Origin of the sequence: Agromyces sp. NPDC058126 (genome assembly GCF_042884595.1) — a bacterium.
Lineage (GTDB): Bacteria > Actinomycetota > Actinomycetes > Actinomycetales > Microbacteriaceae > Agromyces.
Window position 1 is genome coordinate 391,207 of sequence record NZ_JBHVTS010000004.1, and the last position, 26,994, is coordinate 418,200.

Sequence of the window (26,994 nt, forward strand, 5' to 3'; positions counted from 1 at the left end):
AGCGGCAACCCCTTGTGCCGGCGCGGTCAGCGCAGGCCGGGCCGGTTCACGCTCGGCGGGATCGCGCAGAAGTCGTAGTAGTAGCGCGTGGGTGCCGCCGGGTCGGTCACGTCGACGATCACGGATGCCCCGGAGTGGGGCAGCTCGTCGCCCGCGACGGCCCACACCGAGAGGTGCCAGACGCCGCGCACGGCGTCGTCGAGCAGGTGCTGCCCGTCGACGACGAGCACGGCGTCGGGGTCCTCCGCGCCGGCGAATGCGCCCGCCCGCACCGGGTCGACGAGTTCGGCGCGCAGGCGCGCCTCGTCGATCGCCCCCAGGCTGGGACGCACCACCGGTGCCCCGTCGGTGCGCGCGGCGATCGCGGCCGCCAGCTCATCGGCGACACGAGCGGATGCCACGGGGTCGCCGCCGTCGACGGCCACGAGACGCCGCCCGCGGCGGGCGTTGTGCAGGAACTCCTCGGCCACCCACTCGATCGTCGGCTGCGGCCCGGTCTGGATCGGACTCATGCTTCGAGGCTACGCCCGGGCTGGGTCGTCGTGAGCCGTGTCGGTCCGGGCTGATGTTCGTCGTGACTCGCCGTTCCCGGCCTCCTCGGCCGGCGTGTCCACCCGGATTCCAGCCCGGAGGAACCGGGGCAGGCGCGATGGACGCGCGACGGCCATGCTCAGGGTCGGCCGGCGGGGATCCGATCCGATTCGGCGGCGAGGGCCGGCCTGGGCGTGGAGGCCGCCGGGGCTGCGACCGCGATGAGCGGACGGCCCGTCAGCGGGTGCGGGATCACCTCGGCGCGCACTCCGTAGACCTGCTCGACGAGCGACGCCGTGAGCACCTCGCGGGGGTCGCCCGCGGCGACGACCCGGCCGCCCGCGAGCACGATCACGTGGTCGGCGTACGCCGCCGCGTGCGAGAGGTCGTGCAGGGCGGCGACGACGGTGAGGCCCTCGCGCGCGAGCCCGGCGAGCAGCTCGAGCGCGGTCAGCTGGGCCGCGAGGTCGAGGTGGTTCGTGGGTTCGTCGACGAGCAGTAGCTCGGGCTCCTGCGCGAGGGCACGTGCGAGGGTGACCCGCTGGCGCTCGCCGCCCGAGAGCGACCCGATGGGCCGCGGTGCGAATTCGAGTGCGCCGACCGCGGCGAGCGAGCGTTCGGCCACCGCGTGATCGTGGTCGCCGGCGGCGGCGAACGCTCCGAGGTGCGGGGTGCGCCCGATGAGCACCGCGGCGAGCACGCTGAGCTGCGGGTCGACCTCGGCCTGCTGCTCGGCGAGGGCGACGAGGCGGGCGCGATCCCGCCGCCGCATGCGCGCGATCGGGCGGCCGTCGAGGTCGAGCTCGCCCGCATCGGCCCGCTCGATCGCGGCGATCAGGTGCAACAGCGTCGACTTGCCGGCGCCGTTCGGCCCGACGAGCGCCGTGAGGGCGCCGCCCGGCATGGTCGCGTCGACTCCGTCGATGATCGTGCGTCCGGCGCGGTCGAACCGCACCCGCGAGAGATCGAGGCTCATGCGAGGCTCCTTCGGCGCAGCAGCAGCCAGGCGAACACCGGGCCGCCGATGAGGGCGGTGAGGATGCCGACGGGGAGCTCGCGCGGGTCGAACAGCGTGCGGGCGCCCGTGTCGGCCCAGACGAGGAAGATCGCGCCCGCGAGCGCCGACAGCGGCAGCAGCGCCCGGTGGCCGGGCCCCGTCACGAGACGCACGGCGTGCGGCAGCACGAGCCCGACGAATCCGATCGAGCCGCTCACCGACACGAGTGCGCCGGTGAGCAGCGCGGTGCCGCCGAGCAGGAGCACGCGACTGCGGGCGACGTTCACGCCGAGCGCCGCGGCCCCCGATTCGCCGACCGCAAAGGCGTCGAGGGTGCGGGCGCTCGCGAGCAGCGGCATCCCGATGACCAGGAACGCGCCGCCCACGATCGCGACCGAAACCCAGTCGGTGCCCGAGAGCGAGCCGAGCAGCCAGTTCAGGATCTCCCGGTAGCTGTCGTTCGTCGCGCTCCAGAAGATGACGAGGCTCGTGATCGCGCCGAACACGCTCGACACGGCGATGCCGGCGAGCACGGTCGCCGTCGGCGAGAGGCGGGCACCGGTCGCGCCCGCGGCGCCGCCCGCACGGCCCGCGCCGAGCGCCAGCCCGAGGGTGGCGAGCAGCGCGACGATCGCCCCGGTGAAGGCGGCGAGCGGCAGCACGAGCGACCATCCGAGCACGAGCACGACGACGGCCCCGACCGAGGCGCCCGACGAGAGGCCGAGCAGGTACGGGTCGGCGAGCGGGTTGCGGGTGACGGCCTGCAGCACCGCACCGCAGAGCGCGAGGCCCGCGCCGACCGCGGCGGCGGTGAGCACCCGTGGCATGCGCAGCTGCCAGACGATGCCGTCGCGGAGCGGCGAGAGCGTCGCCTCGCCGAACCCGAGGTGAGCGGCGACGCTCGCGAGCACGTCGGCGGGGGAGAGGGCGGCCGGGCCGATCGTGACGGCGACCACGATCGAGACGAGGAGCAGCGCGGCGAGGCCGATGCCCCAGAGCAGGGTGCGCGCCGCGCCCGGCGATCGAGTGGCGACGGCGGAGCGCAGCGACCCCTCGGGAGAGGTCTCGATACGCACGCCGTCGCTCGCCACTCGACCGGCCGGGGCGGGGCCGGTGTCGCTCGCTCCTCGACCGGTCATCAGCCCTCCAGCGCGCCCAGCTGCTCGACGATCGAGGCGACGGCGTCGACGTTGCGCACGCCCGCCTCGGTCGACGGGAAGTCGACGATCACGTAGCGCTCGCCCTGCACCGCGGGCAGTGCGGCGGTCGCGGGGTTCGACGAGAGCGCGGCGATTTTCGCCTCGGCGGTGTTCCACGGGGCATCCACCAGCACGATCACGTCGGGGTTCGCCTCGACCACGGCCTCCCACGACATCGCCGTCCAGGTGTCGTGCACGTCGGCGGCGACGTTGTCGAGCCCCGCGGCCTCCATGATCATCTGCGGTGCGCCGATGCCGGCGCCGACGAAGGGCTGGTCGTCGCCCGACGAGTACCAGAGCGCGGTGAGCCCGTCCTCCGAGGGCGTGATCGCGTCGAGCGCCGCGCGCTGCGATGCGACGAGCTCGGCCGACCGCTCGGGCACGCCGAAGATCGCGCCGGCCTCGTCGAACTCGCGGAACACCTCGTCGAAGGTGAGCGGGTCGGGCATGTAGCCCTCGCCCTTGCAGGCGGCGGGGGCGACGTAGCTCGCGACGCCGAGCGCAGCGAGCGAGTCGCGCTCGCCGGCGCCCTCGGCCGAGAGGTTCGACTCCCAGCCCGCGTAGATGAGGTCGGGTTCGACGGCGAGGGTCGCCTCCTGCGACGGCACCTTGTCGCTCAGCACCTCGAGGTCGGCCGCGGCGCCGGCGACCTCCGGCGGCACGGGTCCGTCGCTGAACGCGGTGCCGACGACCTTGTCCTCCAGGCCGAGCGCGAGCATGAGCTCGAGGGTCGACGACTTCACGGTGACGACGCGCTCGGGGGCGGCGTCGAAGGTCACCTCGGTGCCGCAGTTGTCGATCGTGAGCGGGTACGAGGATGCCGCGGCGCCGGCGCCGTTCGCGGCGGAGTCGGTGGCGGGGTCGGCGCCCGCGGGGCCCGCGCATCCGGCGAGCAGGGCGACGGCGGCGGTGGCGCCGAGTGCGGCGACGGCGAGCAGGGGACGGGTGGCGTGGGTGCGCATGGGCAGAGTTCCTCCGGGAATGGGTGCAGGGTGCAACTCCGACGAAGTCGGCGACTCGCGGCCCAATCCCGGGCCACCACGACCGGGCAAGTCAGCCCGGTGGTCGTCGCCAGCATAGCCCCGCAGCGAGTTTCGAATCAATACTGGATTCTGGATCCAAAATGAGTGATGATGGCCTCGCGGGCCCGAACCGAGTGATTCGAAACGGGCCGGGGCGACGGTTCGCCCGCCGTACCGGGCCCGCGCGCAACGCAGCGTCGAGATCCGGGAGGACCCGCAGAATGAAGCACACCGAGGTCGAGTTCCACAGCGAGGGCGATCGCATCGCCGCGATCTGGCGCACTCCCGACACCCCCGGCCCGTACCGCGCCATCGTGCAGGGCCCCGGCTGGCTGGGACTGAAGGACGCCAAGCTCTACGTGCGCTACCACGAGGCGCTCACGGCCGCCGGCTTCGCCGTGCTCGTCTTCGACTACCGCGGCTTCGGCGACTCGGGCGGCGACCGTGGCATCCTCTCGCCGAACCGGCAGCTGCAGGACCTCGTGAACGCCGTCACCTACCTGACCACCCGCGACGACGTCGTCGCCGACGCGATCGGCGTCTTCGGCACCGGCGGCACGGGCGGCGGCAACGCCGTGCTGCTCGCGGACGCAGACCCGCGCGTGAAGGCGGCCGTCAGCCAGGTGCCCGTCGCCGACGGCACCGACTGGCTGCACCGCATGCGCCAGGAGCACGAGTGGCTCGCGTTCCTCGCGGGCCTCGAGGAGGACCGGCGCCTCCGCGTCACCACCGGCGCAGGCCGGCTCGTGCACCCCCGCGAGGAGATCATGGTGCCGACCCCCGAGCGCCGCGCGACGAACATCAAGGCCGACGTCGACGACAAGATCCCGAGCGCCATCCCGCTCTCGTGCGCCGAGGAGATCCTCGCCTACCGGCCGATCGACGCCGCCGCCCGCCTCGAGACCCCGCTGCTCGTGATCGGGGTCGAGGGCGACGCGACCACCCCCACCGACCACGCCGAGCAGCTCTACGCCGTGGCGCGCGGGCCGAAGCAGCTCGTCATGCAGCGGCACACCACCCACTACGCGGCGTACGACCGCTACTGGACCGAGACCACCCCGCTGATCGTCGACTGGCTCGACCGCTACGTGCGGCCGAGCGACGTCGAGGTCCGCACCACCCGCTCGCCCGGTCAGGGCGAGACCGCAGAACGCCTGGAGGCACCCATGGAAGCAACGCGTCTGGAGGCCGTGCGATGAGCATCGACCTGAGAATCTCGGGCGGCATCGTCGTCACCCCGAGCGGCCCGGTCGCGGCCGACCTGCTCGTCGGCGACGACGGGCGCATCGCCGGCCTCGTCGCACCCGGCGTCGAGGTCGCGGCGGCACGCGAGCTCGACGCATCCGGACGCCTCGTGCTGCCCGGCATGGTCGACGTGCACGTGCACACCCGCGAGCCCGGCTACGAGCACAAGGACGACATCCTCACGACCTCGCAGCAGGCCGCCGCCGGCGGCGTCACCACGATGTTCGGCATGCCGAACCTCAACCCGCCGACCGTCGACGTGACGACGCTCCGCGACGTGTTCGACCGCTACGCCGCGAGCTCGATCGTCGACTGGAACCACAACCCGGCCCCGACGAAGTTCGACGACATCGTGCCGATGGCCGAGATGGGCATCTGCGCGTACAAGATCTACATGGTCGTCGACACGGGTCGCACCTACCCGCACCCGGCCGGCACCGGCATCCACGACCACGGCCACCTGCTGCAGATCATGGACCGCATCGCCACCACCGGCAAGCGCTTCATCGTGCACCCGCACGACCAGGCCCTCATGGACTACATCGAGGGCGAGGTGCTCGCCCGCGGCGAGAACACGCCGCAGGGCTACGCCTCGGCGTACGCGGCTCGCGAGGGCGTCATCTGGGACACGGCGATCGACGTCGTGCTGCGACTCGCCGAGGCATCCGGATGCCCCGTGCACATCGCGCACATCCAGACGCGCCGCTCGATCGACGCGGTGCGCCGTGCGAAGGCCGCCGGCGTCGACGTGACGTGCGAGGTGAACCACTGGGCGCCGTTCCTCTCCACCTGGAACGACGTCGAGACGCTCGGCCCGTACGCGCTCAGCTACTGGGTGCCCGACGACAACCGCGCCGCCGTCTGGGAGGGCATGCGGGACGGGACCATCGACATCGCGAGCTCCGACCACGCGCCGCACACGCGCGAGGAGAAGGAGATCGGCTGGACCGAGATGTGGAGCGCCCACACCGGTACGCCCGGCATCCAGTACTACTACGAGCTCATGCTCGACGCCGTCAACCGCGGCCAGCTGACGCTCGAGCGCGCGGTCGACATGGTCGCCCGCATCCCCGCCGAGAAGTTCGGCCTCGCGGGCGTCAAGGGCTCGCTCGAGGTCGGCGCCGACGCCGACATCGTGATCGCCGACCCGGCCCATGAGTGGACCATCACGAACGACGACGTGCTGTCGAAGATCGGCTGGACCCCGTACGACGGCCGCACCATCTCCGCCCGGATCGAGCGCACCCTCGTGCGCGGCCGGGAGGTCTACGCCGACGGCGTCGTCGTCGGCAAGCCCGGCGACGGGAAGCTCGCGGCCGCTCGGGCCGACGTCGCGATCGCTGCGATCGCAGAGGAAGGAAACTGACATGAAGTTCGGACTGCTGCTGCCCCACTTCGGTGAAGAGGCGAGCCGCGAGAAGCTGCTCGAGGGCTCGAAGCTCGCCGAGGACAAGGGCTTCGACTCGGTCTGGGTGCGCGACCACCTGGTGTTCGAGCCGCACGGCGAGATGGAGAAGCCGAACCGCACCTTCTACGACGCGCTCACGACGCTCACCGCGATCGGCGCCGTCACCGAGAAGCTCGAGCTCGGCACGGGCTCGCTCATCCCGTTCCGCCACCCGCTCGTGACGGCGCTCATGGCCGGCACGATCACGCAGCTCGTCGGGCCGCGCCTCATCCTCGGCTTCGGCGCCGGCACCTTCGACCACGAGTTCGAGGCCGTCGGCTGGGGCGACCTCAACCGCGTCGAGATGGTGCGCTCGAACGCCGAGATCCTGAAGCGGGTCTTCACCGAGAACGACGTCACCTACGACGACGGCATCTTCTCGTTCGAGAACGTCACGATCGAGCCGAAGCCCGTCGGCGGCCGCATCCCCTTCTGGTACTGCGGCGCGACCCCCGCCTCTGCCCGCCTCGCGGCCGAGTACGCCGACGGCTGGATGCCCGGACGCATCTCGCTGCGCACGATGGAGAAGCGCATCGCCACGATGCGCGACATGACGGATGCCTCGGGCCGCCCCATGCCGACGGTCGCCGTGATCCCGCCCACCTCCATCGAGGACACCCGCGAGGAGGCCCTGAAGCACGTGAACATCCCGGGCCTGCTCGCCTGGGCGAACAAGGCGCGGTTCACCGTGAAGCCCGAGTCGGGCAGCTTCCAGACCGTCGAGGACCTCGAGGGCCAGCTCATCGTGGGCGACCCCGAGCAGGCCGTCGAGGAGATCCGGAAGTTCGAGGCGCTCGGCGTCGAGCACCTCGTGTTCGACTTCCGGTTCAAGTTCGACCGGTTCTTCGAGCAGATCGAGCTGCTCGGCACCGAGGTGCTGCCGAAGTTCCGCCAGGGCCAGGCCGCGGCCTGACCCTGCCTCTGCCGGTCGAGGAACGAGCGAAGCGAGCGTGTCGAGACCATCACACGGGTCTCGACACGCTCCGCTCCTCGACCGGCGAAGACATCGACACGACACCTCAACGAGGAGGAGCGAATGACGACCCCGACGACCGAACCACGCCGCCCCGAGGCATCCCCACCTGCACCGTTGATCTCAGTGCGAGACCTCTCGGTGACGTACGACGTGGCCCGCACCGGCAAACGTCTCATCGCGATCGAGGGCGTCGACCTCGACGTGCACGAGGGCGAGTTCGTGACGGTTCTGGGGCCGTCGGGCTGCGGCAAGACGACCTTCATGAACGTCGTCGCGGGCCTCGTGAAGCCGTCGACGGGCACCGTGCTCGTCGACGGCTCGCCCGTCACCGGGCCCGGCCCCGATCGCGCCGTGGTGTTCCAGGACTACGCGCTGCTGCCGTGGCGCACCGTCTTCGACAACGTGAAGTTCGGCCTCGAGATGCAGAAGGGGCTGAAGGGCGAGGGTTGGCGCGACCGGGTGCAGGAGGCGATCGAGATGGTCGGCCTCGCGGGCTTCGAGTCGTCGTACCCGCGGGAGCTGTCGGGCGGCATGCAGCAGCGCGTCGGCCTCGCCCGCGCGTTCGTCGCGGAGCCGCGCATCCTGCTCATGGACGAGCCGCTCGGCGCCGTCGACGCCCTCACTCGAGAGGTGATGCGCGACGAGATCGACAAGCTCATCCAGAAGACCGGCAAGACCGTGCTCTTCATCACCCACTCGATCGAGGAGGCGATCCTTCTCGGCGACCGCATCGTGGTGTTCAAGAGCCACCCGGGCGCGATCAAGGAGGTCATCGAGACCGGGCTCGAGCGGCCGCGCTCCGAGCGGAGCGTGCAGCACGACCCGCGGTTCCTCGAACTGCGCGACCACCTGTGGGAGGCGCTGCAGGGCGAGGCGACGGCTGCGGCGGTCTCGAAATGAGCACCTTCCTCGCGAGCGGGCCGAACGTCGGCCGCAGCGGCGGCGTGGGCGCCTGGCTCGCGGGCCTCAGCCCCGCGGGCAAGGCCGGCGTGCTCGCCGTCGAGGTCGTCGTCATGCTCGTCGTCTGGCAGCTCGTGGTCGGGGTGTTCGGGTGGATCAACCCGGTGTTCCTGCCGCCGCCCACGGCGATCTGGCAGGGCTTCGTCGAGCTCGTCTCGAGCGGGGTGCTCTGGCCGAACCTGCTCATCTCGCTGCAGGCATGGCTGATCGGCTTCGTCATCGCCGCGGTCATCGCCATCCCGGTGGGACTGCTCATGGGCACCTCGCTGCCGGTCGACCGCGTCGTCGGGCCGATCGCGTGGACGATCTACGCGACGCCGTCGATCGCGTACCAGCCGCTCGCGAAGGCATGGTTCGGCTTCGGCATCGGGCCCGTCATCTTCCTCGTCGCGATCAGCGCGCTGTTCCCCATCCTGCTCAACGTGGCGGCGGGCATGCGCACGACGAACCCGTCGATCATCCGCGCGGGGCGCGTGTACGGCGCGAGTCGCACGCAGCTCTACCGATCGGTGTACCTGCCGTCGACGGTGCCGTTCCTCTTCGCGGGCCTCCGCCAGGCGGTCGTGCTCGCGACGATCGGCATGGTCGTCGCCGAGCTCTCGGGCTCGGCCATCGGCATGGGCGCCCTCATCATCAAGTCGGTCAACACGTACCAGACCGACCAGGCCTTCGCCGCGATCGCGATCATCGTCGCGTGGAGCGTCGGTATGGCCCAGCTCGTGACCCTCGTCGAACGATGGGTCGCCCCGTGGACGAGGAAGGGCCGGCGATGAGCGTCACCAGTGCGACCGGAACCATGCGCATTGTGCGACCCCGCCGGGTCGTGCGCCGCGACGAGGCGAAGTGGACCTGGCTCCTCATCGGCGTCATCGCCGCCATCCTGCTCGTCTGGGAGGCCGCGGTCAGCTGGCTGCACCTCGTGCCCGAGGCGTTCCTTCCGCCGCCCACCGCGGTCGCCGCATCCTTCGCGCAGTTGATGGTCGACCCCGAGTTCTGGTCGGCGTTCGCGTACAGCCTCGGCAACGTCGCGATCGGCCTCGTGCTCGCCGTCGTGGTGGGCGTCGTTGTCGGCCTCGCCGTCGGCTGGTCGCCCGTGCTGCGGTTCACCGTCGCACCGTTCCTCTGGCTGCTGTACTCGACGCCGAAGGTGGCGCTCGCGCCGCTGTTCATCCTCGGCCTCGGGCTCGGCAGCGAGTCGAAGATCGCGCTGGTGTTCCTGCTGGCCGTGTTCCCGATCATCCTCAACACGATGGAGGGCGCCGTCACCGTGAGCCCCTCGCTCGTGAACGCGGGGCGGGTCTACGGGGTGAACGGCCTCGCGCTCGGGTGGAAGGTCATCTTCCCGGCGACGCTGCCGTACAGCCTCTCGGGCATCCAGCGCGGCGCGGCGCTCGCCTTCACGGGCGAGGTGCTGGGCGAGTTCCTCGGCGGCACCGGCGGCCTCGGGCACCTGCTCGAGTACGCGGCGTACCAGTTCGAGATGGCCGAGGCGATCGCCATGGTCATCGTGATGGTGATCATCGCGAACCTCACGCTGCTGCTCATCTCGACGCTGCGGCGGCGGCTCGCGCCCTGGTACGACGACCGCAAGATCGCGGGGGCGTCGTGAAGCAGGTGATCCGGCCCGAGGGCGTCTACCCGCCGACGGCCGACTTCAGCCAGGCCATCCGCGTCTCGGGCGGCGACCTCGTGTTCGTGAGCGGCATCATCGGCATGCGGTCCGACGGCTCGATGCCGGCCAACACGCGCGAGCAGGTTGAACTGGCGTTCGAGAACCTCGCGAAGGTGCTGGATGCCTCGGGCGCGACGCCTGCGGACGTCGTGAAGGTGAACGTGTTCGTCGGGGAGTCGTTCTCGCTCGTGCGCGACGACCTTCGCGGGATCCGCGCGCGGTACTTCACGCACGACTTCCCGGTCTCGACGCTCGTGCAGGTCGCGGGGTTCGCCTCGCCCGACTACCGCTTCGAGATCGAGGCGATCGCCGCGGTCGCGCCCCGCCCGTCGGTCGAGTAGCGACGAAGGAGCGTCTCGAGACCACCCCACCCCAACCCACAGACCGCCGGCCCCCGTCTCATGCGCGATGACGGGGGTCGGCTTCCGCGTTGCCGACGGCGGAGGTGTGCTCGGGTCGGCAGCATGAGCGCGTTGCGGTTTCGGCAAGCGTCGTTGCGCGCGCACGGCGGAGCTCGGCACTGTTGGCTCTCGTACGCGGTCCGTCCACCACGAGAGGCGCCCTTGAGCACGTCGATTCCCGCATCCGCCCCGAAGCCGCCCAGCCAGCACGAGCTGGCGCTCATGATCTGGCTCGCCGTGACGCCCACGCTGCTGGTCATCAACCTCGTGCTCGGACCCCTGCTCGCGGTGCTGCCGCTCGTGCTGCGCACGATCGTCGTCGTCACGATCGCCGTTCCGATCGTCATCTACGCGGTCATGCCCGTCCTGCACAAGCTCCGTCGGGGGCTCCTCGCGCGCCGTGCCGCCTAGTTCGCGGCGGCCGTCGGCGCGGCGGGCCTGATTCGTGTGCGCCCTATCGCGGCGCACGGCACGCGAGAGCCCCCGCCGTCATGCGCTGCGGCGGGGGCTCTCGGTGCGAGGTGCGAGGTGCGAGGCGAGTGCGAGCAGGGCTCGCCGTGCCTCAGGGGTAGGGCAGCGTCTCGGGCCCCTCGTTGTCGAGACCGAGCAGCTCCTGCGCCTTCTCGAGATACACGAGCTGCGACTCGTCGAACTCGATGGGTTCGAGCTCCTGCGTCTCGACCGTCGTGTCCCAGGCCTCGGTGCCGAAGTACAGGTTCTGGCAGGCGAGGTGGCCGTCGAGCACCCAGACGCTGTCGGAGCCGCGGAGCGCCGAGACGTCGAAGTCGTTGGCCTCGTAGATGTCGAGCACCGAGTCGACGTTCTCGGGGAACTCGCCGGGCGCGGGCGCCGTCATGTAGTCGGTCGCCTTGAGCGTCGCACGCAGGAACCGCACGAGCGTGTTGGGGTTCTCGGCGGCGTACGCGCTGCCCGACACCATCACATCGTTGGCCCAGTTGCGCAGCGCCTCCACCGGGAACTCGGCGTCGTGCTCTTCGAGCGCGGGGCGGTCGTCGCCGTAGAACGGCTGCAGGCTGATCTTGTCGTTGACGAAGAACTCGGTCCACGACTCCGAGCCGGGGCCGGGGTAGACCACTTCGACGTTCACCGTGTCGAGGTCCCAGCCCTCCTCTTTCAGCACGCGCTTGCGCTGGAACTCGGCCGGGTCGCCGGGAGTGCCGGCGAGCACGACCGAGGTCCCGTCGAGGTCGGAGACATCCTCGATGCCCTGCTGCACGGCGAAGTCGAAGTTCTGCCGGCAGTAGTGGCCGCTGACGAGGTCGACCTCGACGCCGCCGCGGATCGCCTCGATGACGGTGCCGGTCGACTCGACGCCGATGTCGGCGCTGCCCGAGGCGACCGCCGCGGTGACGTTGTCGGCGGTGATGACCTCGACCGTGAGGCCCTCCTCCTGGTAGTAGCCGAGGTCGGTCGCGAGCACGTACATCGAGTACATCGTGATGTCGGGGAAGGGGATGGCCACCGTGATGTCGGTGTCCTCGGCCGCGCCGGGTTCGCCGTCGGCGAGTTCGACGGGCTCGGCGGGGTCGGCGCCGCTCGAGGCGGCGCAGCCGGCGAGCAGCGCGAGGGCTGCCAGGGCGGCGATCGCCGCCCGGCCTGATCGGGGGATGGATCTGCGCATGATGCTCCGTTCCTGACGGGTGGTGCGCTGAGGCTCCCGCGGAGAGCGTTCGCCTCATCGCGATTGCTGGATACGGTATCCAAAATGAGCAGAACTGTCTATGGTTTTGTCCAGAGCCACGCGAGGCAGGGCCGCGAAGAGGCATGACCCAGAGCTGATTGGGCATGGCAGAGCGCTGGCTCGTTCACGCAAGGCATGGGTACCGTTTCCGAAGACCTCGCGGAGACGGCCGCGACTCGACGACGAGAAGGAGGCGGGCGGTGCACGCAGCGGTGCTCTCGAGCCACGGCGTCGACGGACTCGCCGTCGCGCTTCGCCCCGACCCGACGCCCGCTCCGGGCGAGGTGCTCGTGCGCGTCGAGACCGTCGGCGTCAACCAGCTCGACCTCAACGTCATCGCCGGGCGCGGCCCCGGCACCGCCGCCAAGCTGCCGCGGGTGCTCGGTCTCGACCCTGCAGGCGTCGTCGTCGCGGTCGGCGACGGTGTCGACCGCGCGCGCCTCGGCGAGGCCGTCGTCGTGAAGCCGAACATCGCGTGCGGGTTCTGCGCGGCCTGCGCGCGTGGCCGCGAGGCCGACTGCCCAGCCCAGACGGTCGTCGGCGTGCATCGCGACGGGGGAGCAGCCGAGCTCGTCGCCGTGCCCGCGAAGAACGCGATCGCCCGCGGAGGCATCCCCGCCGAGGTCGCGACCGCCGCCGTGCACAGCGTGCCCATCGTGCTCAACGCGATCGAGACCGCCGGCGTCACGGCGGGCGAACGCGTGCTCGTCACCGGCGCCGCCGGCACGCTCGGCCGGGCCGCCACCGCCCTCGCGGCGCACCTCGGCGCCGAGGTCGTCGCCGCATCGCGCTCGGCGCTCGAGGCATCCGAGCTGCCCGAGGGGGTCGCGAGCATCGCCGCGAAGGATGCCGCCGCGCTCCGCGCGCAGCTCTCGGAGCGCCACCCCGCCGGCTTCGACGTCGTGATCGACGTGAGCGGCAACGGGCCGACGCTCGGCGCCGGGGTCGCTGCGCTCGCCTGGGGCGGACGGGCCGTGTTCTGCGCCGCCGTGTCGGATCGCACGCTCGAGCTCGACACCCTCGACTTCTACCTGCGCCGCAAGCGACTCATCGGGGTCGCGAGCGCCGACTACGCCCAGGTGCGGCGCGCCCTCGAGCTCGTGGCGGCGGGTGCCGTCGTCCCGCTCATCGGCGCGAGGCATCCCCTCGCCGAGATCGGCCGCGCCTACCGCGGCTTCGCCGACTCGCCCCCAGGAAAGGTGATCATCGATGTCAGCTGAACAGGCCGGCCCGCTCGCCGGCATCCGCGTCGTCGAACTCGGCCAGTACATCTCGGGGCCGTATGCCGCGAAGCTGCTCGCCGACCTCGGCGCCGACGTCGTCAAGGTCGAGTCGCCGGGCGGCGACCCCATGCGCCGCTGGGAGGGGCACGGCACGATGAGCCCGCAGTTCGCGGCGTACAACCGCGGCAAGCGCGCCGTCGTGCTCGACCTCAAGAGCGAGGCCGGCCTCGCCGAGCTGCTGCGCTTCGCGGACGATGCCGACGTGCTCATCGAGAACTTCCGCCCCGGCGTCGCGCAGCGCCTCGGCTTCGGGCCCGCGGTGCTCCGCGAGCGCAACCCGCGCCTCGTGAGCTGCGCGATCACCGGCTTCGGCGCCGAAGGCCCGTACACTGCCCGGCCCGCCTACGACACCGTCATCTCGGCGGTCGGCGGCATGTACAGCCAGGTCGTGCCCGAGCACATCCTGAGGCCGCTCGGCCCGGCGTTCTCCGACCTGCTCTCGGGCATGCAGGCCGCGCAGGCCGTGCTCGCGGCGCTGCACGCGCGCAACGCGACCGGTCTCGGCGAGCACGTCGAGGTGTCGATGGTGGGCTCGCTCATCGACTTCCTCACCGAGGCGGCGTCGACCTACCTCGAGACCGGGCAGGTGGCGGGGCCCGACTCGCGTCCCCGCCGGGCGCAGGCCTACGCCTGCCGCGGCTCCGACGGGCGCGCCTTCGTCATCCACATGTCGGTGCCCGAGAAGTTCTGGACGGGGCTGCTCGACGTGCTCGAGCACCCCGAGCTCGCCGAAGACCCGCGCTTCGCGAGCCGCGAGGCGAGGGTCGCGAACTACGACGCGCTCGACGTCGAGCTGAAGGCGATCACGGCGCGGATGCCACGGCAGTACTGGCTCGACCGGCTCGCCGCCCACGACATCCCCCACGGCCCTCTCAACACCGTCGCCGAGCTGTTCGACGACCCGCAGATCGCCGCCATGCAGCTCGTCGAGGAGATCACCGGCCCCGACGGGGCGCCCCTGCGCGTGCCCGTGCCGAGCACTCGGTTCAGCCGCAGCGGGCGGCCGGCCCTGCGTGCCGCGCCCGGGCTCGGCGAGCACGACGGAGAACTGCTCGGCGAAGCATCCGACGCTCAGGAGAGGACCCTCGCATGACCCGCCCCGACGAGCTCGTCGCGATCGACGTGCACACCCACCCGCAGACCGAGGAGTTCCTCGCCGCGATGGGCAAGCGCCACCAGCAGATGGCGAAGCACTTCGGGCGCGAGCGCCCTGCGGTCTCGTTCGCCGAACAGGCCGACCAGTACCGCGAGCGCCGGATGATGGCGGTCATCGTGAACTCCGACTCCGAGACGACCTCGGGCATCAAGGGCGCGCCGAACGACCTGCTCGGTCGCGCCCAGGTCGACCACCCCGACGTGTTCCTCTCCTTCGCCGGTATCGACCCGTGGAAGGGCGAGGCGGCGATCGCCGAGATCCGCCGCATGCACGGCGAGTACGGCATCAAGGGGGTCGGCGAGCTCAACGCCTCTCGCCAGAAGTTCCTGCCGAACGACCGTCGCTTCTTCCCCATCTGGGAGGCGTGCGCCGAGCTCGGGCTCGTCGTGATGTTCCACTCGGGCTTCCCCGGTGCGGGGGCCGGGACTCCCGGCGGCGGCGGGTACCGCCTCGAGAACGCCCGGCCGATCCCGTACCTCGACGACGTCGCTGCCGAGTTCCCTGAGCTCAAGATCATCAGCGCGCACCCCGCATGGCCGTGGCACCTCGAGAACCTCGCGATGGTGTGGCACAAGTCGAACGTCTACCTCGATCTCTCGGGCTGGGCCCCGAAGTACCTGCCGCCCGAGGTCGTGCGCTACGCCGACTCGCTCATCACCGACCGCGTGCTGTTCGGCTCGGACTGGCCCGTGATGACCGTCGACCGATGGATGGACGAGTTCGCCGAGCTGCCGTTCAAGCCCGAGTCGCGGCAGAAGATCCTGCTCGACAACGCCCGCAAGCTGTTCGGAATCTGAGAGGGAGCGACATGGCCGAACTCGTGCTCGCGGCCGCCACGCCGCACAACCCGCTGCTCTGGCGCTCGATGCGCGACCCGATGCCCGACGACCTCGCGGGGGTCGCCGCGGGCTTCGCCCGGATCCGGCAGGCCTTCGCCGCGCACGAGCTCGACGCGGTCGTCGTGATCGGCACCGACCACCTGCGGCAGTTCTTCTACGACAACTCGCCCGCGTTCGTCGTCGGCAAGGCCGAGTCGTATCACGGCACCTGGGAGAACGAGGTGCGCACCTTCGGCATGGAGCACGTCGAGATCACCGGGCACCGCGAGCTCGCCGACGAGATCACGGGCCGCACGGTGCTGCCCGAGACGGTCGACCTCTCGGTGAGCCTCGAGTGGCGTCTCGACCACAGCTTCGTCATCCCGCTGCAGTACGTCAGGCCCGAGTTCGACCTCCCGGTCGTGCCGATCCACACGAACGCGTCGATGCCGCCCGTGCCGAGCGTGCGCCGCTTCGTCGCCCTCGGCGAGCACCTCCGCACGGCGATCTCCTCATGGGACTCGGACGCCCGCGTCGCCCTGCTGACCTCGGGGCACATGGCGAACGACGTCGGCGGGCCGCGCACCTTCGCCGGCTCGCCCGACCCCGAGTTCGACCGCGCCGCCGCGGCGTGGATGCGCGACGGCGACCTCGAGGGCGCCATCAGCGTGTGCAGCGACTTCGAGCGCCTCCTCGACGCCGGCTGCATGACCTACCAGTACCTCAACGCGGTCGCCGCGCTCGCCGCGATGGGGGGCCGGCCCGCCGACTTCGTCGACGTGGCGGAGTCGCGGTTCGCGTCGAGCCCGTTCTTCCTGTGGGAGGGCAAGCGATGACGAAGTACATGGTCGACAAGTTCATGCGATGGGTCGAGCTGAGCGACGAGCGGGTCGCCGCGTACGTCGGCGACCCCGCCGGCTACGTCGAGGGATGGCTCGGGGCCGGCGCCGGGGCGGAGGCCGCGAGCGACGACCGCGAGCTCACCGCCGAGGAGCAGGCGGCCTTCGCCGCACGCGACTACGCCGCGCTGTACGCGCTCGGTGCTCATCCGTACCTCCTGTGGCACTTCACCGAGGCCGTGCACGCGCACGAGTTCACGCCCGAGGCGGGTTGGCGCGAACTCGTGGAGCGCTACCGTGCGGCGGTCGCGCCGCAGGGGCTGGTCGACTACATCCCGTAGGCGAGGCCGACCGGCTCACTCCTCGACGCCGGTGCGCTCACTCCTCGACGCCGGGGTCGCCGCCCGAGAGCCCGCCGTCGGTCGAGTCGGTCATCGGCTCGTCGTTGCCGGGAGCGCCGGGAACGTCGTCGCCGCCCGACTCGCCCTCGGCCCGCTCGGGGTCGGCGTCGCGTTCGCGCTCGCGCTCCTCGACGTCGCGGGCCAGTCGCTCGGTCTCCTCGTCGCCGGCGCGACGGGCCTCGGTGCGGGCGGTCGTCTCGGGATCGTTCATCGAGGTCATGGCTGCCTCCTGCTCGTCGTTGCGTACCGGCAACGCTCGCAGGCGCCCGGCGGCGCGGCAACGGGTTGACAGCGCCTCAGGCGACGCCGAGCAGCACCGAGGCGGTGAGCGCGAGCAGGGCGCCGAGCAGCTGCATCCGCGAGAGGCGCTCGCGCAGCACGATCCACGCGAGCACCATCGTGGCGAGCGGGTACAGGTTCGTGAGCACCGCGACGACGGCGACCGACCCGGCGTGGAGGCCCAGCATGAGCAGCAGGTTCGCGACCCCGGTCAGGAGGCCCGCGGTCGCGGCGAGGAGGAACGCGGGGGAGGCTATGCCCGTGCCGGTCGTCGCGGCCTCAGGGGCGGGTGGAGGCGCGGGAGCCTCCGCCGTCGGCGGGTCGAGCAGTGCGAGCAACCGCCGCAGCGACCCGCTGAACGGTCGAAGTGCCGCCACGGCGAGCAGCGCCACCGCGCCGAGCCCCGAGTCGAGGAGCACCGGGATCAGTCCCGCGTCGGCGGGGACCCGGTCGAGCGCGACCGTCGCGAAGCCGAACCCGAGGCCCGCGCTCACCGTGAAGAGCACGGTGCGGGTGCTGAGGCCCGTGACGCTCAGCCGGTGCTCCATGCCGATGAGCACCCCGCCGACCACGGCGATCGCGATGGCGACCCAGGCGATCAGACTCAGCCGGTCGCCGAGCACGAGCGCGGCCGCGACGGGCACCGCCGAGCTCAGCAGTCCGATGACGGGCGTCACGAGCGAGATCGGCCCGGCGGCGAGGGCCGCGAAGAAGGCGAGGAAGCCGATGAGGGCGAGCACCCCGCCGATGAGCCCGCCGATGACTGCCTGCGTCGACCAGACGCCGCCGGTCAGCGCGACGGCCACCACGAGGAGCAACGCTGCGACCACGTAGTTCACGGTCGTCGAGGCGAACACGGTGGCGCGCCGGGCGGCGACCCCGCCGAGGAAGTCGGCGATGCCGTATGCCAGGGCCGCACCGAGTGCGAGCGCCACGATCGCGATCACGGGGTCAATGCTGCCCTGAACCGGGGACATCGGGCGGCTCTCGCGCGAGTGAGACTGCGCCGGCCGGTGCCCGAACGGACCCCTCGAGAAACTACTTGGACAAATGACCCACTTCCCCTAGGCTCGCTCGCAACCCCTGGTCGCAAGGACGCGCAAAGGAGCGCCGATGCCTTCATTCCTGCCCCGTGCCGCCGCCGGTCTCGCCCTCGCGGCGGCCGCGGCGCTCGCCATCCCGACGGCCGCCGTGGCGGCCCCGCCGACGACTCCGCCGCCCGCGGCGAAGTCGGTGAAGTCCGACCGTGTCACGACGCCCGACGGCCGCACCTTCATCACCGACCAGCAGGGTCGCGCGCTGCAGCTGCGCGGGTTCAACGCGGCCAAGTACGTTCACGACCGCCTGACGCCGGCCGAGGTCGCGGCGATGGCGGACCAGGGTTCCACGTTCCTCCGGCTGGTCGTCCAGTGGCAGTACTTCGAGCCCGAGCAGGGCGAGTACGACGAGGCCTACTTCGACTACGTCGAGTCGGTGCTCGACGCGGCCGACCGCGAGGGCATCCACGTCATGCTCGACATGCACCAGGACGTGTACGGGCCTGTCTTCGGCGCCTCGGGCGCGCCTGAGTGGGCGACCCGCACCGACGGGCTGCCGTTCGTCGACGACCCCGACAACTGGTTCAACAACTACTTCCAGCCCGCGGTCATGCGCGCCTTCACGCACCTCTACGACGACGCCGACCTGCGCGCGGCGCAGCAGCAGCTCTGGGTCGAGATCGCCCACCGCTTCGGCGGCCACGACAGCCTCATCGGCTACGACCTGTTCAACGAGCCGTTCGGCGAGTTCGCCGAGGGTGAGGACTGGGTGTCCGCCTCGGCCCGCATGGAGTCGACGAAGATCAGCGACATGTACGAGCGGCTCATCGGCGCGATCCGCTCGGTCGACGACGAGTCGTGGATCTTCCTCGAGCCGACCGTGCTCGTCGGCTACGGCGTTCCCACGCAGCTGCGCACCTTCGACGACCCCAAGCTCGGCTACGCCCCGCACTTCTACAACACGGGTGTCGAAGAGGGCGGCGACTGGCCGGGCGACGACTTCGTCGTGAACTACGAGGCCGCGATCTCGGCGTACCCGACGGCGAACCGCATGCCGCTGATCGTCGGTGAATGGGGTGTGCCGAACTCGCGCACGCCCGGCAACGCGGCGCTCGTCGCCGCGCAGGTCGCGTCGATGGAGCGGTTCGCGAGCGGCTGGGCCATGTGGTACTGGTGCCGCGCCGACGGCGGCGGCTACTGCGCGATGGATGCCTCGGGCAAGGCCGCACCGGGCAACGAGCCCGCGTTCGGCCCCTACGCCAAGGCCATCGCGGGCATGCCCGGCGCCGAGCACTTCGACGCGGCGGCCGGCACCTACACGCTGAGCTACACCGCGGCCGGCGGACCGACCGAGGTCTGGGTGCCGTCGTCGGCGTACGCGAGCTCGCCGAAGGTGACGATCACGGGCGGCAAGGCGCACTACGACCGGAAGAAGCAGACGCTGCGCATCACGGCGAAGCCTGGGGCGGCAGTGTCGCTGACGCTCGGGCGCTGAGCCGTCGCACGCTGAGGAACTGCGGCGCCGGGCTCGGGTGACCACCCGACCCCGGCGCCGTTCGGCTACGCGGCCGGTGGCGCGTCGCGGAGACCGTCGAGATCGGCCAGCCCGGCGAGCACCCGGGCCAGGCCGAACTCCCAGGCGCGTTCGGCGTCGTACGGGCCGCCCATGCTCTCGCCGGCGGCGCGGCCGACCCGCTGCGCGAGCGGGAGGTCGTCGCCGAGATACGCGGCGAGCCCAGTCACCGACTGCTCCCACAGCGCGCCGAACTCCGCGGTCGCCGGCCGCACCACGATGCGCTCGGCGGTCGAGCGCGTGAAGTCGAGCACGAAGGTCAGCGCGGCGTCGCGTGCGACGTCGTCGAGCGAGGTGCCGTCGAAGGCGTGCAGTTCGCGGTCGTACTTCGCGATGGTGCCCGGCCCGAGGGCGGTTCTCGCGTCGTCGAGGTCGAGCAGCCACGGATGCTCCCGCAGGAGCGCGAGGTTGTCGTCGGCAACGCGGCGCACTCGGGCGCGCCATGCCGAACGTCCGAACGGCGTCGGCGTCATGCGGGCGTGCGCCTGGTCGGCCATCAGCACGAGGAGGTCGTCGCGGCTGTTCACGTGCGTGTAGACCGACATCGGCGTCAGGTCGAGCTTCTGCGCCAGCGCTCGGATCGTGACCGCGCCGAGCCCGCCGTTGTCGGCGATGTCGATGGCGAGCGTGACGACGTCGGTCGTGGAGTGGCGCGCCTTGGGGCCACGGCGGCGAGCGACGGGGGCGGCCGCGCGGTCGCGCCAGAGGAGGTCGAGCAGCGGTTCGGGCAATGCGGACCTCCTCGGGAATTTCTGCGCTATAACTGTACGTTGTACATCAAACTGTACAACGTACAGAGATTTACTCGACGGGAGACTCCATGCACATCACCCAGACCGCCGTCTCGCTCAACGTGCCCGATGTCGAGGCCTCGGCCGGCTTCGCCAAGACCCACTTCGGCTACGAGGAGGCGATGGCGGCCGACGGATTCGTCTCGCTCACGCACCCCGTGTCGAACACCAACCTCATCTTCCTCGCGACCGGACTGGCGACCTTCAAGCCGGCCGAGATCGCCGGGAGCGCGGGCCAGGGGCTCCTGCTCGCCCTCGTCGTCGAGCACCTCGACGACGAGTTCGCGCGTATGGAGGCGGCCGGTGCCCGCGTCGTGACCGCGCCCGAGACCGAGCCGTGGGGCGAGCGCTTCTGCCAGTTCGCCGACCCGAACGGACTCATCTGGCAGCTCGTGGAGTGGGTCGCCTGACGCGCTCGGCTGGTCTGTCGCTCGCTGCCCCGAGTCCGAGCGCGCGGCGACTACGCGACCGAGGCGGCCAGGTCGAGCGCGGCGCCCGCGAGGGCGGCCGAGGTGTCGAGGTCGCGCATCCACAACGGGGCGGCCGCCGCGACGAGGCCGGCCTCGGCGAGCGGGGCGAGCGCGGAGGCATCCGTCTCGTCGACGAGCCAAGCGTCGAGCAGGCCACCGGCCGCCCGGGCGCCGTAGTGCCGTCCGACGCCCTCGGCGCTCGTCTCGACGCCGATGACCGGCAGGCAGGCGTCGGCCATGCCGCGCACGACCTTGCCACCGATGATCGGCGAGACGCCGACGACGGGGGCCGTGGTCGCTGCGAGCGCCTCGCGGATGCCAGGGATCGAGAGGATCGTGCCGATCGAGACGACCGGGTTCGAGGGCGCGACAAGCACGACGTCGGCGTCGGCGATCGCCTCGCCGACGCCGGGCGCGGGCCGCGCCGAGTCGAGGTTGCGCTGCGTGAACGCGAGCGCGGGCACGGTGGCGCGGTGGCGGGTCCACCACTCCTGGAAGTGCATCTCGCACTCGCCGCCGGGTGCCTCGGAGTCGGCGACCCGAACCCACGTGTCGACCTCGGTGTCGGTCGCCGGGATGAGCCGGGCGCCGAGCGGCCAGCGCCGCTGCAGGCGCTCGCCGATCTGCGACGGGGTGAGGCCGTCGCGCAGCCACGACGTGCGGGCGAGGTGGGTGCCGAGGTCGAGGTCGCCGAGCGTGAACCACGGCCAGCCGACGCCCCACTCTCGGAGCTCGGCGGCCACGCGCTCGGTCTCGCCGGCGCGACCCCAGCCGCGTTCGGTGTCGTTCACGCCCGCGAGTGCGTAGAGCAGGGAGTCGAAGTCGGGCATGAGCCGCACGCCCGCGAGCCAGACGTCGTCGCCGGTGTTCACGACCACGGTGATCTCGGCGCTGGATGCCTCCGTGCCGCCCTCGTCACCCGGCCACCGCCGCGCGCACTCCTCGCGGACGCCCCGCACGAACTTCGAACCGCCGACTCCGCCGGCGAGCACCGTGATCTTCACGGTTCCACGCTAGCCGTGCGCTCAGCGGGTGAGCGACGCCCCCATCCGGACGAGCTCGGGCATCGAGGCATCCGGCAGGTAGGCGCGCGCGAGCGCGAGGCCGATGCGCGCGAGGTCGCCCTCGTCGGCGAAGAGCAGGTACAGCGGTTCGGCCCGCGGCCGGAACTTCTGCTTGAACCGGTGCAGTGAGCGGAAGCCGTAGGCCGGCTCGAGCATCGCGCCGAGCCGGTCGAGCCAGCCGTCGATCGGGCTCAGCTCCTCGGGCGACGCCGGCGTCGAGCGGGCGAGCGGTGCGCCCGAGAGTGAGAGGAACGCGGCGCCCTCGTCGCGGAACGCGAGCGCCGACGACGCGATCAGGTACTCCATGACGGCGGGGAAGGTGCCGTTCGCACGTCGGCGCATGAGGTCGAGCGTCCACCCGGCGACCTCGCCGTCGGTCCCGTACACGGGCAGCCAACTGAGGAAGCCCTCGAGCTGCCCGTCGTGTTCGGCGAACGCCATGCGCACCTCGGGGTCGAGCGCCTCGTCCACCGTGCCGAGGGTGAAGCGCATCTCGGGCAGCTCCTTCTCGCCGACCCACTGCGACGAGATCTCGTCGACCTGCGCCCGCACCCGCCGCGACTCGGAGGCGAGGGCGCCCATGCGGAAGATCACGCCCTCGCGCTCGGCGCGGTTGAGCGCCTGCCGTGCGGGCGACCACGCCTTGCCGGTGAACTCGAGGCCGGGAAGGTCGACGATCGTGTCCTCGGCGATCTGCACGGCCCGCCACCCCGCCGGGATGACGGCACGCGCACGCTCGGTCGCACCGAACACGCACGGCGTGAAGCCCGCCCGCACGACGGTGTCGAGGAACTCGACGAGCGTCTCGCCGACGCGGTCGTCGGGCGCGATCGGGTCGGAGAGGGCGATCGCCACCCCTTGGTGCGTCTGGTACGCCACCGCGGTCTCGGGGGAGGAGCCGAGGAAGATGCGGTTGTCGGGCCACGTCGCCATCCACGACAGCGGGCCGCCGCCGGTCTCGCGGATCAGTTCGCGGGCGGTCTCGGCGAGGGCGCCCGGACTCTGCGCGTCGCGAGCGCCAGGCAGGCGTCGGCGCAGGCGGGCGCGGTACGCACGCCGGGTGATCACGAGCCAGACGAGCATGGCGAGCCACAGCACCGAGGTCGTGATCGCGAGCGTGAGCGCGTCGCGCGCTTCGGCGGCGCCGACCTCGGTCGCGCTCGAATCGGAGCCGAGTGCGTCGAGCAGGGTCAGCAGGAGGAATGCGAGGATGCCACCGGCGACGTTCAGGGCGCCCAGCACGACGGCGCCGATCCAGGCGAGGCGGAGGCCCCGGCGGAGCCCGTCGGCGAGAAGCAGCACGATCACCGCGTCGATCGCCACGTCGACGAACTGCACACCGCCCGGCTCGCTGGCGCCGAAGGGCCCGAACGTCGGAACGAACACGAGGATGAGCTGGGCCGCCCCGATCGCGAGGAGCACGGTCCACGTGATGAAGCGCTGCTCGCGCAGCGAGGGGCGACTGAACGCGCGGGCCTGCACGAGCATCACCGCGACGACGGCGACGGCGTGCTCGATGTCGGCGAGGGTGCCGACGAAGAGCACGCCGATGGCGACCACCGCGAACACGATCAGCAGAGCGCGGCCCGCCCACGGCGAGCGCAACGAGAACGCCGCCATCGTGATGGCGGCGAACACCCCGCCCGAGGGGCCGACGTCGACCTGCTTCGCCAGTTCCTCGGCCCAGGGGGAGCCGAAGGTCGCGAACCCGGCGACGATGAAGGCGGTGCCGATGACGGCGACCGCCTGCCCGATCAGGAAGGTCGCCGCGGTGAGCCCCGAGCCGCGCCGCAGTTCGAGCCAGCCGAGCCCCGCGGCGGCGACCGGCAGGATCAGCAGGTACCCGAGCGGCACCGCCACGAGCACGGTGCCGGTGGCGACCGTGTACCAGCGGCCGTCGGCGAACGAGGGCACGCCGTAGGCGAAGGTCTCGTACCAGGGGGCCTGGTCGCTCGCGCTCGTGAAGCCGCCGCTCACGATGCCGACGACGATCAGTACGACGAGCACCGAGAGCGTGACGGGGATGCGCCCGAGCAGGTGGATCGCTCGCCGCGCGTTCCCGACGGGGGCGGGCGAGATGGCGTCAGGGGCGGTCGGTCGATCGCGGTCCGTCATGTCGCGAGTCTCGCACGCGGTGCCCGCTCACCACCCGCTGCGCGTGGGCGTGTGCCCGTCGCGGGCCTCGTCGGGCATGCGCATCTCGGCGCGCAGGCCGAGCAGGCGCACGGGACGATCGGGTTCGATGCGGCCCGCGAGCTCGAGCATCCGTGCGAGCACGAGCTCGTGGTCGGCCGTCTCAGGGATCTTCTTGGTGAACGTCTTCGTGATGAACGGCGCGTACCGCACCTTGAGCCCGAGGCCGACGACCGGGCGGCCCTCGGCTGCGACATCCGCGAGCACCTGCGCGGCCAGTTCGCGGATCGCGTCCTCGATCTGCGGCGGCTCGGTGAGGTCGTGCTGATAGGTGGTCTCGCGGCTGTGGCCGCGCGCCACCCACGGGGTGTCGTCGACGACGCGCGCGCCTTCGCCGCGCCCGAGCTGCGCGTACCAGGGCCCCATGCGCGGGCCGAACTCGGCGACGAGGCCACCGGTATCGGGGTCGGCGGCGGCGAGCTCGCCGATCGTCGTGATGCCGAGCGCGGCCAGCCGGCGCGAGATCTTCGTGCCGATGCCCCACATCTCGATCGTCGACCGGTCGCCCATGACCTCGAGCCAGTTCGCCGCCGTCAGCCTGAATACGCCCTGCGGCTTGCCGAACCCGGTCGCGACCTTGGCCCGCACGAGGGTGTCGCCGATGCCCACGCTGCAGTGCAGCCGGGTGCGTTCGAGCACGGCGCCCTGCAGGGTGCGAGCATAGCCCTCGGGGTCGTCGGTCTCGACGCCGACGAACGCCTCGTCCCAGCCGAGCACCTGCACGGTCGCGCCCGGCTGCGCGCGCAGCGTCGCCATCACCGCATCGGATGCCGCGAGGTACGCCTCGTGATCGACCGGCAGGATGATCGCCTCGGGCGCCTTGCGGGCAGCGATGCGCAACGGCATGCCCGAGCCGACGCCGAACGCCCGCGCCTCGTACGACGCCGTCGACACCACGGCCCGCTCGTTCGGATCGCCCCGACCGCCGACGATCACCAGCTTGCCGGCGAGCTCGGGGCGCCGCAGCACCTCGACCGCCGCGATGAACTGGTCGAGGTCGACGTGCAGCACCCATGCCTGTCTGGCCTGGCTCACAGGTTCAGTCTGCCGCGCCCGGGCGGCGAATGCCGCATGGAATCGTGGAGCGGCGGACCTACGCGTCGTCGCCGAAGAACTCGCGTCGCAGGTACTTCGGCGCCTGCACCCGCCACGCCTCGGTCACGAGCTCTTCGAGGTGGTCGTCGGCGATGCCGGCCATGCGGAACGCGATCTTCGGCTCGCCCCACCGCGTCGTCGCGCGCAGGAAGACCTCGGGCTGCATCTCGCGGAGGGCCAACGCATCGACGGGGTCGGCGACCTTCACCCCGACGACGAGCTCGGCCGCGATGACTTCGCGCATGTCCTCGGGGATGCTCGGCCAGGGATGGCACTCCCACGCGAACAGCTTTCCGCGTACGAACCACGCGGCGCCGCCCGTCATCGCGCGCTCTTCGCTGCCGGGCAGCTCGGCGGCGATGCGGCGCACGTCGTCGAGTTCGGGCATGGTGCGAGCCTAGGCCGCGACACCGACACCGCCGAGGTCAGTAGCCCCCGGCCACGAGGTGGGTCGCCGCCGAGGCGAGCGCGTCGGCCACCTCCTCGGTGCCCTCGCGCACCATGCCGACGGTGACGCGGACGAACTCGCCCGGGCGTCGCGTGCGGCCGGCGCCCGTGGCATCCGTGCCGTTCGCGGCGGCGAGGAACGGAGACCCGGCCGAGACCCTGATGCCGGCGACGGCGAGCTGCACGAGGGCCGAGCGTTCGCCGAGCACCGGCATCCAGAGGTTGATGCCGTCGGCCTCCTGCACGGCGACACCGCGCTCGCGGAGGGCGTCGCCGAGCATGCGCTGGCGCGTGTAGTACTGGCGGCGCGCCTCGGTGACGGCGTCGATCGAGGCGCCGTCGGTGAGCAGGTCGAGCAGGATCGTCTGCACCATGCGCGAGGTCCACCCGGGGCCGAGCATCCGTCGCCCGGCGATGTGCTCGATGAGCTCGCGCGGACCGCCGAGGGCGGCGATGCGCAGGTCGGGGCCGTGCGACTTCGAGAAGCTGCGCACGTGCACCACGCGCCCCGGCAGCCAGGTGCCGAGCGTGACATCGCCCTCGATCGAGATGAGGCCCGAGTGGTCGTCCTCGATGACGACGAGGTCGTCGACGCGTTCGGCGGTGGCGATGACCCGGGCGAGCGCTTCGGCGCGCTCGGGCGTCATGGATGCCCCGGTCGGATTCTGTGCGCGCGGCTGCAGCAGCACGGCCACGGGCCGCTTGCGCAGGGCGACGGCGAGCGCCTCGGGCACCATGCCGTGCTCGTCGAGCCGCACCGGCACCGCGACCGCGCCGAGCACCTCGAGCAGGTCGAGGAACGGCGGGAACCCGGGGCTCTCGACGACGACGCGGTCGCCGAAGCGCACGAGCTCCTCGAGTGTGCGCGAGATCGCGTCGAGGGCGCCGTCGACGACCATGATCGACTCGGCGTCGCTCGGCCACGAGTCGCGCAGCGCACGTGCGAGCGCGGGGATCACGGGCTCGGCCTGGTAGCTTCCGGTCTCGGCCTTCGCCGAGACGCGCGAGAGCGCCGGGCCGAGGGCGGGCAGCAGCAGCGGGTCGGGGGTGCCGCGCGAGAGGTCGAGCCGCACGGGGTCGTCGGGGGCGGCCATGCCGCGCATGCGCGGGGCCAGTCGCAGCGCCTCGGCGCCGCGCACGAAGCTGCCGGCGCGGCCGCGGCTCTCGATGACGCCGGCGCGGGCGAGGGCCTGCCAGGCCTGGCTGATCGTCGCCGGGCTCACGCCGAGGGCGGCGGCGAGCTCGCGCACAGTGGGCAGCCGGTCGCCTGCGGCGAGCTCTCCGCCGTTCACGAGCCGGGCCACGTCGCCGGCGATCGTGCGCGGCGAGGCATCGGCGAACTCGGCGAGTTCGATCAATCGCGAGGCATCCATTCGAATACCTGACACCACCATTG

General features: G+C 71.9%; 28 protein-coding genes. 15 read left to right on the top strand and 13 right to left on the bottom strand.

Going from position 1 to position 26,994, the window contains the following annotated elements; all coding sequences use genetic code 11:
- Positions 1–26 precede the first annotated feature (26 nt).
- The 4 genes from ACFVTR_RS14440 to ACFVTR_RS14455 all read right to left on the bottom strand — a co-directional run bounded on the left by ACFVTR_RS14440 (position 27) and on the right by ACFVTR_RS14455 (position 3,689).
- A complete protein-coding gene (locus ACFVTR_RS14440; protein ID WP_387038327.1) occupies positions 27–512 on the bottom strand; it encodes a hypothetical protein in 486 nt (161 codons plus the stop codon).
- Positions 513–670: 158 nt separating this feature from the next.
- Positions 671–1,507 (bottom strand): ABC transporter ATP-binding protein, encoded by an 837-nt coding sequence (locus ACFVTR_RS14445; protein WP_387038328.1) that lies wholly within the window; start codon positions 1,505–1,507, stop codon positions 671–673.
- Positions 1,504–2,667 (bottom strand): putative F420-0 ABC transporter permease subunit, encoded by a 1,164-nt coding sequence (locus tag ACFVTR_RS14450; protein WP_387038330.1) that lies wholly within the window; start codon positions 2,665–2,667, stop codon positions 1,504–1,506. The genes ACFVTR_RS14445 and ACFVTR_RS14450 overlap by 4 nt, the downstream gene beginning before the upstream one ends.
- Positions 2,667–3,689, bottom strand: a complete 1,023-nt coding sequence (locus tag ACFVTR_RS14455) for a putative F420-0 ABC transporter substrate-binding protein (protein WP_387038332.1) — start codon at positions 3,687–3,689, stop codon at positions 2,667–2,669. Before ACFVTR_RS14455 ends, ACFVTR_RS14450 begins: the two co-directional genes overlap by 1 nt.
- A 281-nt stretch (positions 3,690–3,970) precedes the next feature.
- On the opposite strand from ACFVTR_RS14455, the gene ACFVTR_RS14460 reads away from it, so the two are divergent.
- From ACFVTR_RS14460 to ACFVTR_RS14495, 8 genes are all read left to right on the top strand, one after another.
- Positions 3,971–4,948 (top strand): alpha/beta hydrolase, encoded by a 978-nt coding sequence (locus ACFVTR_RS14460; RefSeq protein ID WP_387038334.1) that lies wholly within the window; start codon positions 3,971–3,973, stop codon positions 4,946–4,948.
- Positions 4,945–6,360: a dihydroorotase family protein gene (locus tag ACFVTR_RS14465; protein ID WP_387038336.1), complete on the top strand. Its 1,416-nt coding sequence runs from the start codon at positions 4,945–4,947 to the stop codon at positions 6,358–6,360. Before ACFVTR_RS14460 ends, ACFVTR_RS14465 begins: the two co-directional genes overlap by 4 nt.
- Before the next feature lies 1 nt (position 6,361).
- Positions 6,362–7,354, top strand: a complete 993-nt coding sequence (locus ACFVTR_RS14470; protein WP_387038338.1) for an LLM class flavin-dependent oxidoreductase — start codon at positions 6,362–6,364, stop codon at positions 7,352–7,354.
- 123 nt (positions 7,355–7,477) lie between these two features.
- Positions 7,478–8,317, top strand: a complete 840-nt coding sequence (locus ACFVTR_RS14475; protein WP_387038340.1) for an ABC transporter ATP-binding protein — start codon at positions 7,478–7,480, stop codon at positions 8,315–8,317.
- Positions 8,314–9,150: an ABC transporter permease gene (locus ACFVTR_RS14480; RefSeq protein WP_387038342.1), complete on the top strand. Its 837-nt coding sequence runs from the start codon at positions 8,314–8,316 to the stop codon at positions 9,148–9,150. The genes ACFVTR_RS14475 and ACFVTR_RS14480 overlap by 4 nt, the downstream gene beginning before the upstream one ends.
- Positions 9,147–9,986 (top strand): ABC transporter permease, encoded by an 840-nt coding sequence (locus ACFVTR_RS14485; protein ID WP_157423589.1) that lies wholly within the window; start codon positions 9,147–9,149, stop codon positions 9,984–9,986. Before ACFVTR_RS14480 ends, ACFVTR_RS14485 begins: the two co-directional genes overlap by 4 nt.
- Entirely contained in the window at positions 9,983–10,390 is a 408-nt protein-coding gene (locus tag ACFVTR_RS14490; protein WP_387038344.1) for a RidA family protein, read from the top strand. The genes ACFVTR_RS14485 and ACFVTR_RS14490 overlap by 4 nt, the downstream gene beginning before the upstream one ends.
- Before the next feature lie 222 nt (positions 10,391–10,612).
- A complete protein-coding gene (locus ACFVTR_RS14495; RefSeq protein WP_387038346.1) occupies positions 10,613–10,861 on the top strand; it encodes a hypothetical protein in 249 nt (82 codons plus the stop codon).
- 151 nt (positions 10,862–11,012) lie between these two features.
- Here the strand turns inward: ACFVTR_RS14495 and ACFVTR_RS14500 are convergent, their stop codons facing one another.
- A complete protein-coding gene (locus tag ACFVTR_RS14500) occupies positions 11,013–12,092 on the bottom strand; it encodes an ABC transporter substrate-binding protein (protein ID WP_387038349.1) in 1,080 nt (359 codons plus the stop codon).
- Between the two features lie 260 nt (positions 12,093–12,352).
- Between ACFVTR_RS14500 and ACFVTR_RS14505 the strand changes: the two genes are divergently transcribed.
- The 5 genes from ACFVTR_RS14505 to ACFVTR_RS14525 are packed head-to-tail and all read left to right on the top strand — an operon-like array spanning position 12,353 to position 16,589.
- Positions 12,353–13,372, top strand: a complete 1,020-nt coding sequence (locus ACFVTR_RS14505; protein ID WP_387038351.1) for an alcohol dehydrogenase catalytic domain-containing protein — start codon at positions 12,353–12,355, stop codon at positions 13,370–13,372.
- Positions 13,362–14,528 carry a CaiB/BaiF CoA transferase family protein gene (locus ACFVTR_RS14510; RefSeq protein ID WP_387038353.1) on the top strand — a complete coding sequence of 389 codons (1,167 nt, stop codon included), beginning with the start codon at positions 13,362–13,364 and terminating at the stop codon, positions 14,526–14,528. The genes ACFVTR_RS14505 and ACFVTR_RS14510 overlap by 11 nt, the downstream gene beginning before the upstream one ends.
- Positions 14,525–15,388, top strand: a complete 864-nt coding sequence (locus tag ACFVTR_RS14515) for an amidohydrolase family protein (protein WP_376943136.1) — start codon at positions 14,525–14,527, stop codon at positions 15,386–15,388. Before ACFVTR_RS14510 ends, ACFVTR_RS14515 begins: the two co-directional genes overlap by 4 nt.
- Positions 15,389–15,399: 11 nt before the next feature.
- Entirely contained in the window at positions 15,400–16,245 is an 846-nt protein-coding gene (locus ACFVTR_RS14520) for a hypothetical protein (RefSeq protein ID WP_387038355.1), read from the top strand.
- Positions 16,242–16,589 carry a hypothetical protein gene (locus ACFVTR_RS14525; RefSeq protein WP_387038356.1) on the top strand — a complete coding sequence of 116 codons (348 nt, stop codon included), beginning with the start codon at positions 16,242–16,244 and terminating at the stop codon, positions 16,587–16,589. Before ACFVTR_RS14520 ends, ACFVTR_RS14525 begins: the two co-directional genes overlap by 4 nt.
- A gap of 37 nt (positions 16,590–16,626) precedes the next feature.
- Here the strand turns inward: ACFVTR_RS14525 and ACFVTR_RS14530 are convergent, their stop codons facing one another.
- Both ACFVTR_RS14530 and ACFVTR_RS14535 read right to left on the bottom strand, forming a co-directional pair.
- On the bottom strand, positions 16,627–16,869 hold the full coding sequence (locus ACFVTR_RS14530; protein ID WP_387038358.1) for a hypothetical protein: 243 nt from the start codon (positions 16,867–16,869) through the stop codon (positions 16,627–16,629).
- 76 nt (positions 16,870–16,945) lie between these two features.
- Positions 16,946–17,875: an EamA family transporter gene (locus ACFVTR_RS14535; RefSeq protein ID WP_387038360.1), complete on the bottom strand. Its 930-nt coding sequence runs from the start codon at positions 17,873–17,875 to the stop codon at positions 16,946–16,948.
- A 166-nt stretch (positions 17,876–18,041) separates the two neighbouring features.
- On the opposite strand from ACFVTR_RS14535, the gene ACFVTR_RS14540 reads away from it, so the two are divergent.
- Positions 18,042–19,460: a cellulase family glycosylhydrolase gene (locus ACFVTR_RS14540; RefSeq protein WP_387038362.1), complete on the top strand. Its 1,419-nt coding sequence runs from the start codon at positions 18,042–18,044 to the stop codon at positions 19,458–19,460.
- A 65-nt stretch (positions 19,461–19,525) separates the two neighbouring features.
- Here ACFVTR_RS14540 and ACFVTR_RS14545 read toward each other — a convergent pair whose 3' ends face one another.
- Positions 19,526–20,269, bottom strand: a complete 744-nt coding sequence (locus tag ACFVTR_RS14545) for a TetR/AcrR family transcriptional regulator (RefSeq protein WP_387038364.1) — start codon at positions 20,267–20,269, stop codon at positions 19,526–19,528.
- 89 nt (positions 20,270–20,358) lie between these two features.
- On the opposite strand from ACFVTR_RS14545, the gene ACFVTR_RS14550 reads away from it, so the two are divergent.
- Positions 20,359–20,739 (top strand): VOC family protein, encoded by a 381-nt coding sequence (locus ACFVTR_RS14550; protein ID WP_387038366.1) that lies wholly within the window; start codon positions 20,359–20,361, stop codon positions 20,737–20,739.
- A gap of 50 nt (positions 20,740–20,789) precedes the next feature.
- Here the strand turns inward: ACFVTR_RS14550 and cofD are convergent, their stop codons facing one another.
- The 5 genes from cofD to ACFVTR_RS14575 all read right to left on the bottom strand — a co-directional run bounded on the left by cofD (position 20,790) and on the right by ACFVTR_RS14575 (position 26,971).
- Positions 20,790–21,803 carry a 2-phospho-L-lactate transferase gene (gene cofD, locus ACFVTR_RS14555; RefSeq protein WP_387038368.1) on the bottom strand — a complete coding sequence of 338 codons (1,014 nt, stop codon included), beginning with the start codon at positions 21,801–21,803 and terminating at the stop codon, positions 20,790–20,792.
- Positions 21,804–21,824: 21 nt separating this feature from the next.
- Entirely contained in the window at positions 21,825–23,978 is a 2,154-nt protein-coding gene (locus ACFVTR_RS14560; protein WP_387038371.1) for a bifunctional lysylphosphatidylglycerol flippase/synthetase MprF, read from the bottom strand.
- Positions 23,979–24,005: 27 nt separating this feature from the next.
- Positions 24,006–25,067 (bottom strand): DNA polymerase IV, encoded by a 1,062-nt coding sequence (locus ACFVTR_RS14565; protein WP_387038504.1) that lies wholly within the window; start codon positions 25,065–25,067, stop codon positions 24,006–24,008.
- Between the two features lie 82 nt (positions 25,068–25,149).
- Positions 25,150–25,539 (bottom strand): MmcQ/YjbR family DNA-binding protein, encoded by a 390-nt coding sequence (locus ACFVTR_RS14570; RefSeq protein WP_387038373.1) that lies wholly within the window; start codon positions 25,537–25,539, stop codon positions 25,150–25,152.
- 37 nt (positions 25,540–25,576) lie between these two features.
- Positions 25,577–26,971, bottom strand: a complete 1,395-nt coding sequence (locus tag ACFVTR_RS14575) for a PLP-dependent aminotransferase family protein (RefSeq protein WP_387038375.1) — start codon at positions 26,969–26,971, stop codon at positions 25,577–25,579.
- Between the last annotated feature and the right edge of the window lie 23 nt (positions 26,972–26,994).

Coding starts and splice junctions, on each gene's coding strand:
- ACFVTR_RS14485 (WP_157423589.1), top strand. CDS start 9,147: ATGAGCGTCACCAGTGCGACCGGAACCATGCGCATTGTGCGACCCCGC.
- ACFVTR_RS14440 (WP_387038327.1), bottom strand. CDS start 512: ATGAGTCCGATCCAGACCGGGCCGCAGCCGACGATCGAGTGGGTGGCC.
- ACFVTR_RS14540 (WP_387038362.1), top strand. CDS start 18,042: ATGCCTTCATTCCTGCCCCGTGCCGCCGCCGGTCTCGCCCTCGCGGCG.
- ACFVTR_RS14460 (WP_387038334.1), top strand. CDS start 3,971: ATGAAGCACACCGAGGTCGAGTTCCACAGCGAGGGCGATCGCATCGCC.
- ACFVTR_RS14470 (WP_387038338.1), top strand. CDS start 6,362: ATGAAGTTCGGACTGCTGCTGCCCCACTTCGGTGAAGAGGCGAGCCGC.
- ACFVTR_RS14530 (WP_387038358.1), bottom strand. CDS start 16,869: ATGACCTCGATGAACGATCCCGAGACGACCGCCCGCACCGAGGCCCGT.
- ACFVTR_RS14455 (WP_387038332.1), bottom strand. CDS start 3,689: ATGCGCACCCACGCCACCCGTCCCCTGCTCGCCGTCGCCGCACTCGGC.
- ACFVTR_RS14500 (WP_387038349.1), bottom strand. CDS start 12,092: ATGCGCAGATCCATCCCCCGATCAGGCCGGGCGGCGATCGCCGCCCTG.
- ACFVTR_RS14475 (WP_387038340.1), top strand. CDS start 7,478: ATGACGACCCCGACGACCGAACCACGCCGCCCCGAGGCATCCCCACCT.
- ACFVTR_RS14445 (WP_387038328.1), bottom strand. CDS start 1,507: ATGAGCCTCGATCTCTCGCGGGTGCGGTTCGACCGCGCCGGACGCACG.
- ACFVTR_RS14465 (WP_387038336.1), top strand. CDS start 4,945: ATGAGCATCGACCTGAGAATCTCGGGCGGCATCGTCGTCACCCCGAGC.
- ACFVTR_RS14510 (WP_387038353.1), top strand. CDS start 13,362: ATGTCAGCTGAACAGGCCGGCCCGCTCGCCGGCATCCGCGTCGTCGAA.
- ACFVTR_RS14480 (WP_387038342.1), top strand. CDS start 8,314: ATGAGCACCTTCCTCGCGAGCGGGCCGAACGTCGGCCGCAGCGGCGGC.
- ACFVTR_RS14450 (WP_387038330.1), bottom strand. CDS start 2,667: ATGACCGGTCGAGGAGCGAGCGACACCGGCCCCGCCCCGGCCGGTCGA.
- ACFVTR_RS14525 (WP_387038356.1), top strand. CDS start 16,242: ATGACGAAGTACATGGTCGACAAGTTCATGCGATGGGTCGAGCTGAGC.
- ACFVTR_RS14520 (WP_387038355.1), top strand. CDS start 15,400: ATGGCCGAACTCGTGCTCGCGGCCGCCACGCCGCACAACCCGCTGCTC.
- ACFVTR_RS14570 (WP_387038373.1), bottom strand. CDS start 25,539: ATGCCCGAACTCGACGACGTGCGCCGCATCGCCGCCGAGCTGCCCGGC.
- ACFVTR_RS14550 (WP_387038366.1), top strand. CDS start 20,359: ATGCACATCACCCAGACCGCCGTCTCGCTCAACGTGCCCGATGTCGAG.
- ACFVTR_RS14515 (WP_376943136.1), top strand. CDS start 14,525: ATGACCCGCCCCGACGAGCTCGTCGCGATCGACGTGCACACCCACCCG.
- ACFVTR_RS14575 (WP_387038375.1), bottom strand. CDS start 26,971: ATGGATGCCTCGCGATTGATCGAACTCGCCGAGTTCGCCGATGCCTCG.
- ACFVTR_RS14560 (WP_387038371.1), bottom strand. CDS start 23,978: ATGACGGACCGCGATCGACCGACCGCCCCTGACGCCATCTCGCCCGCC.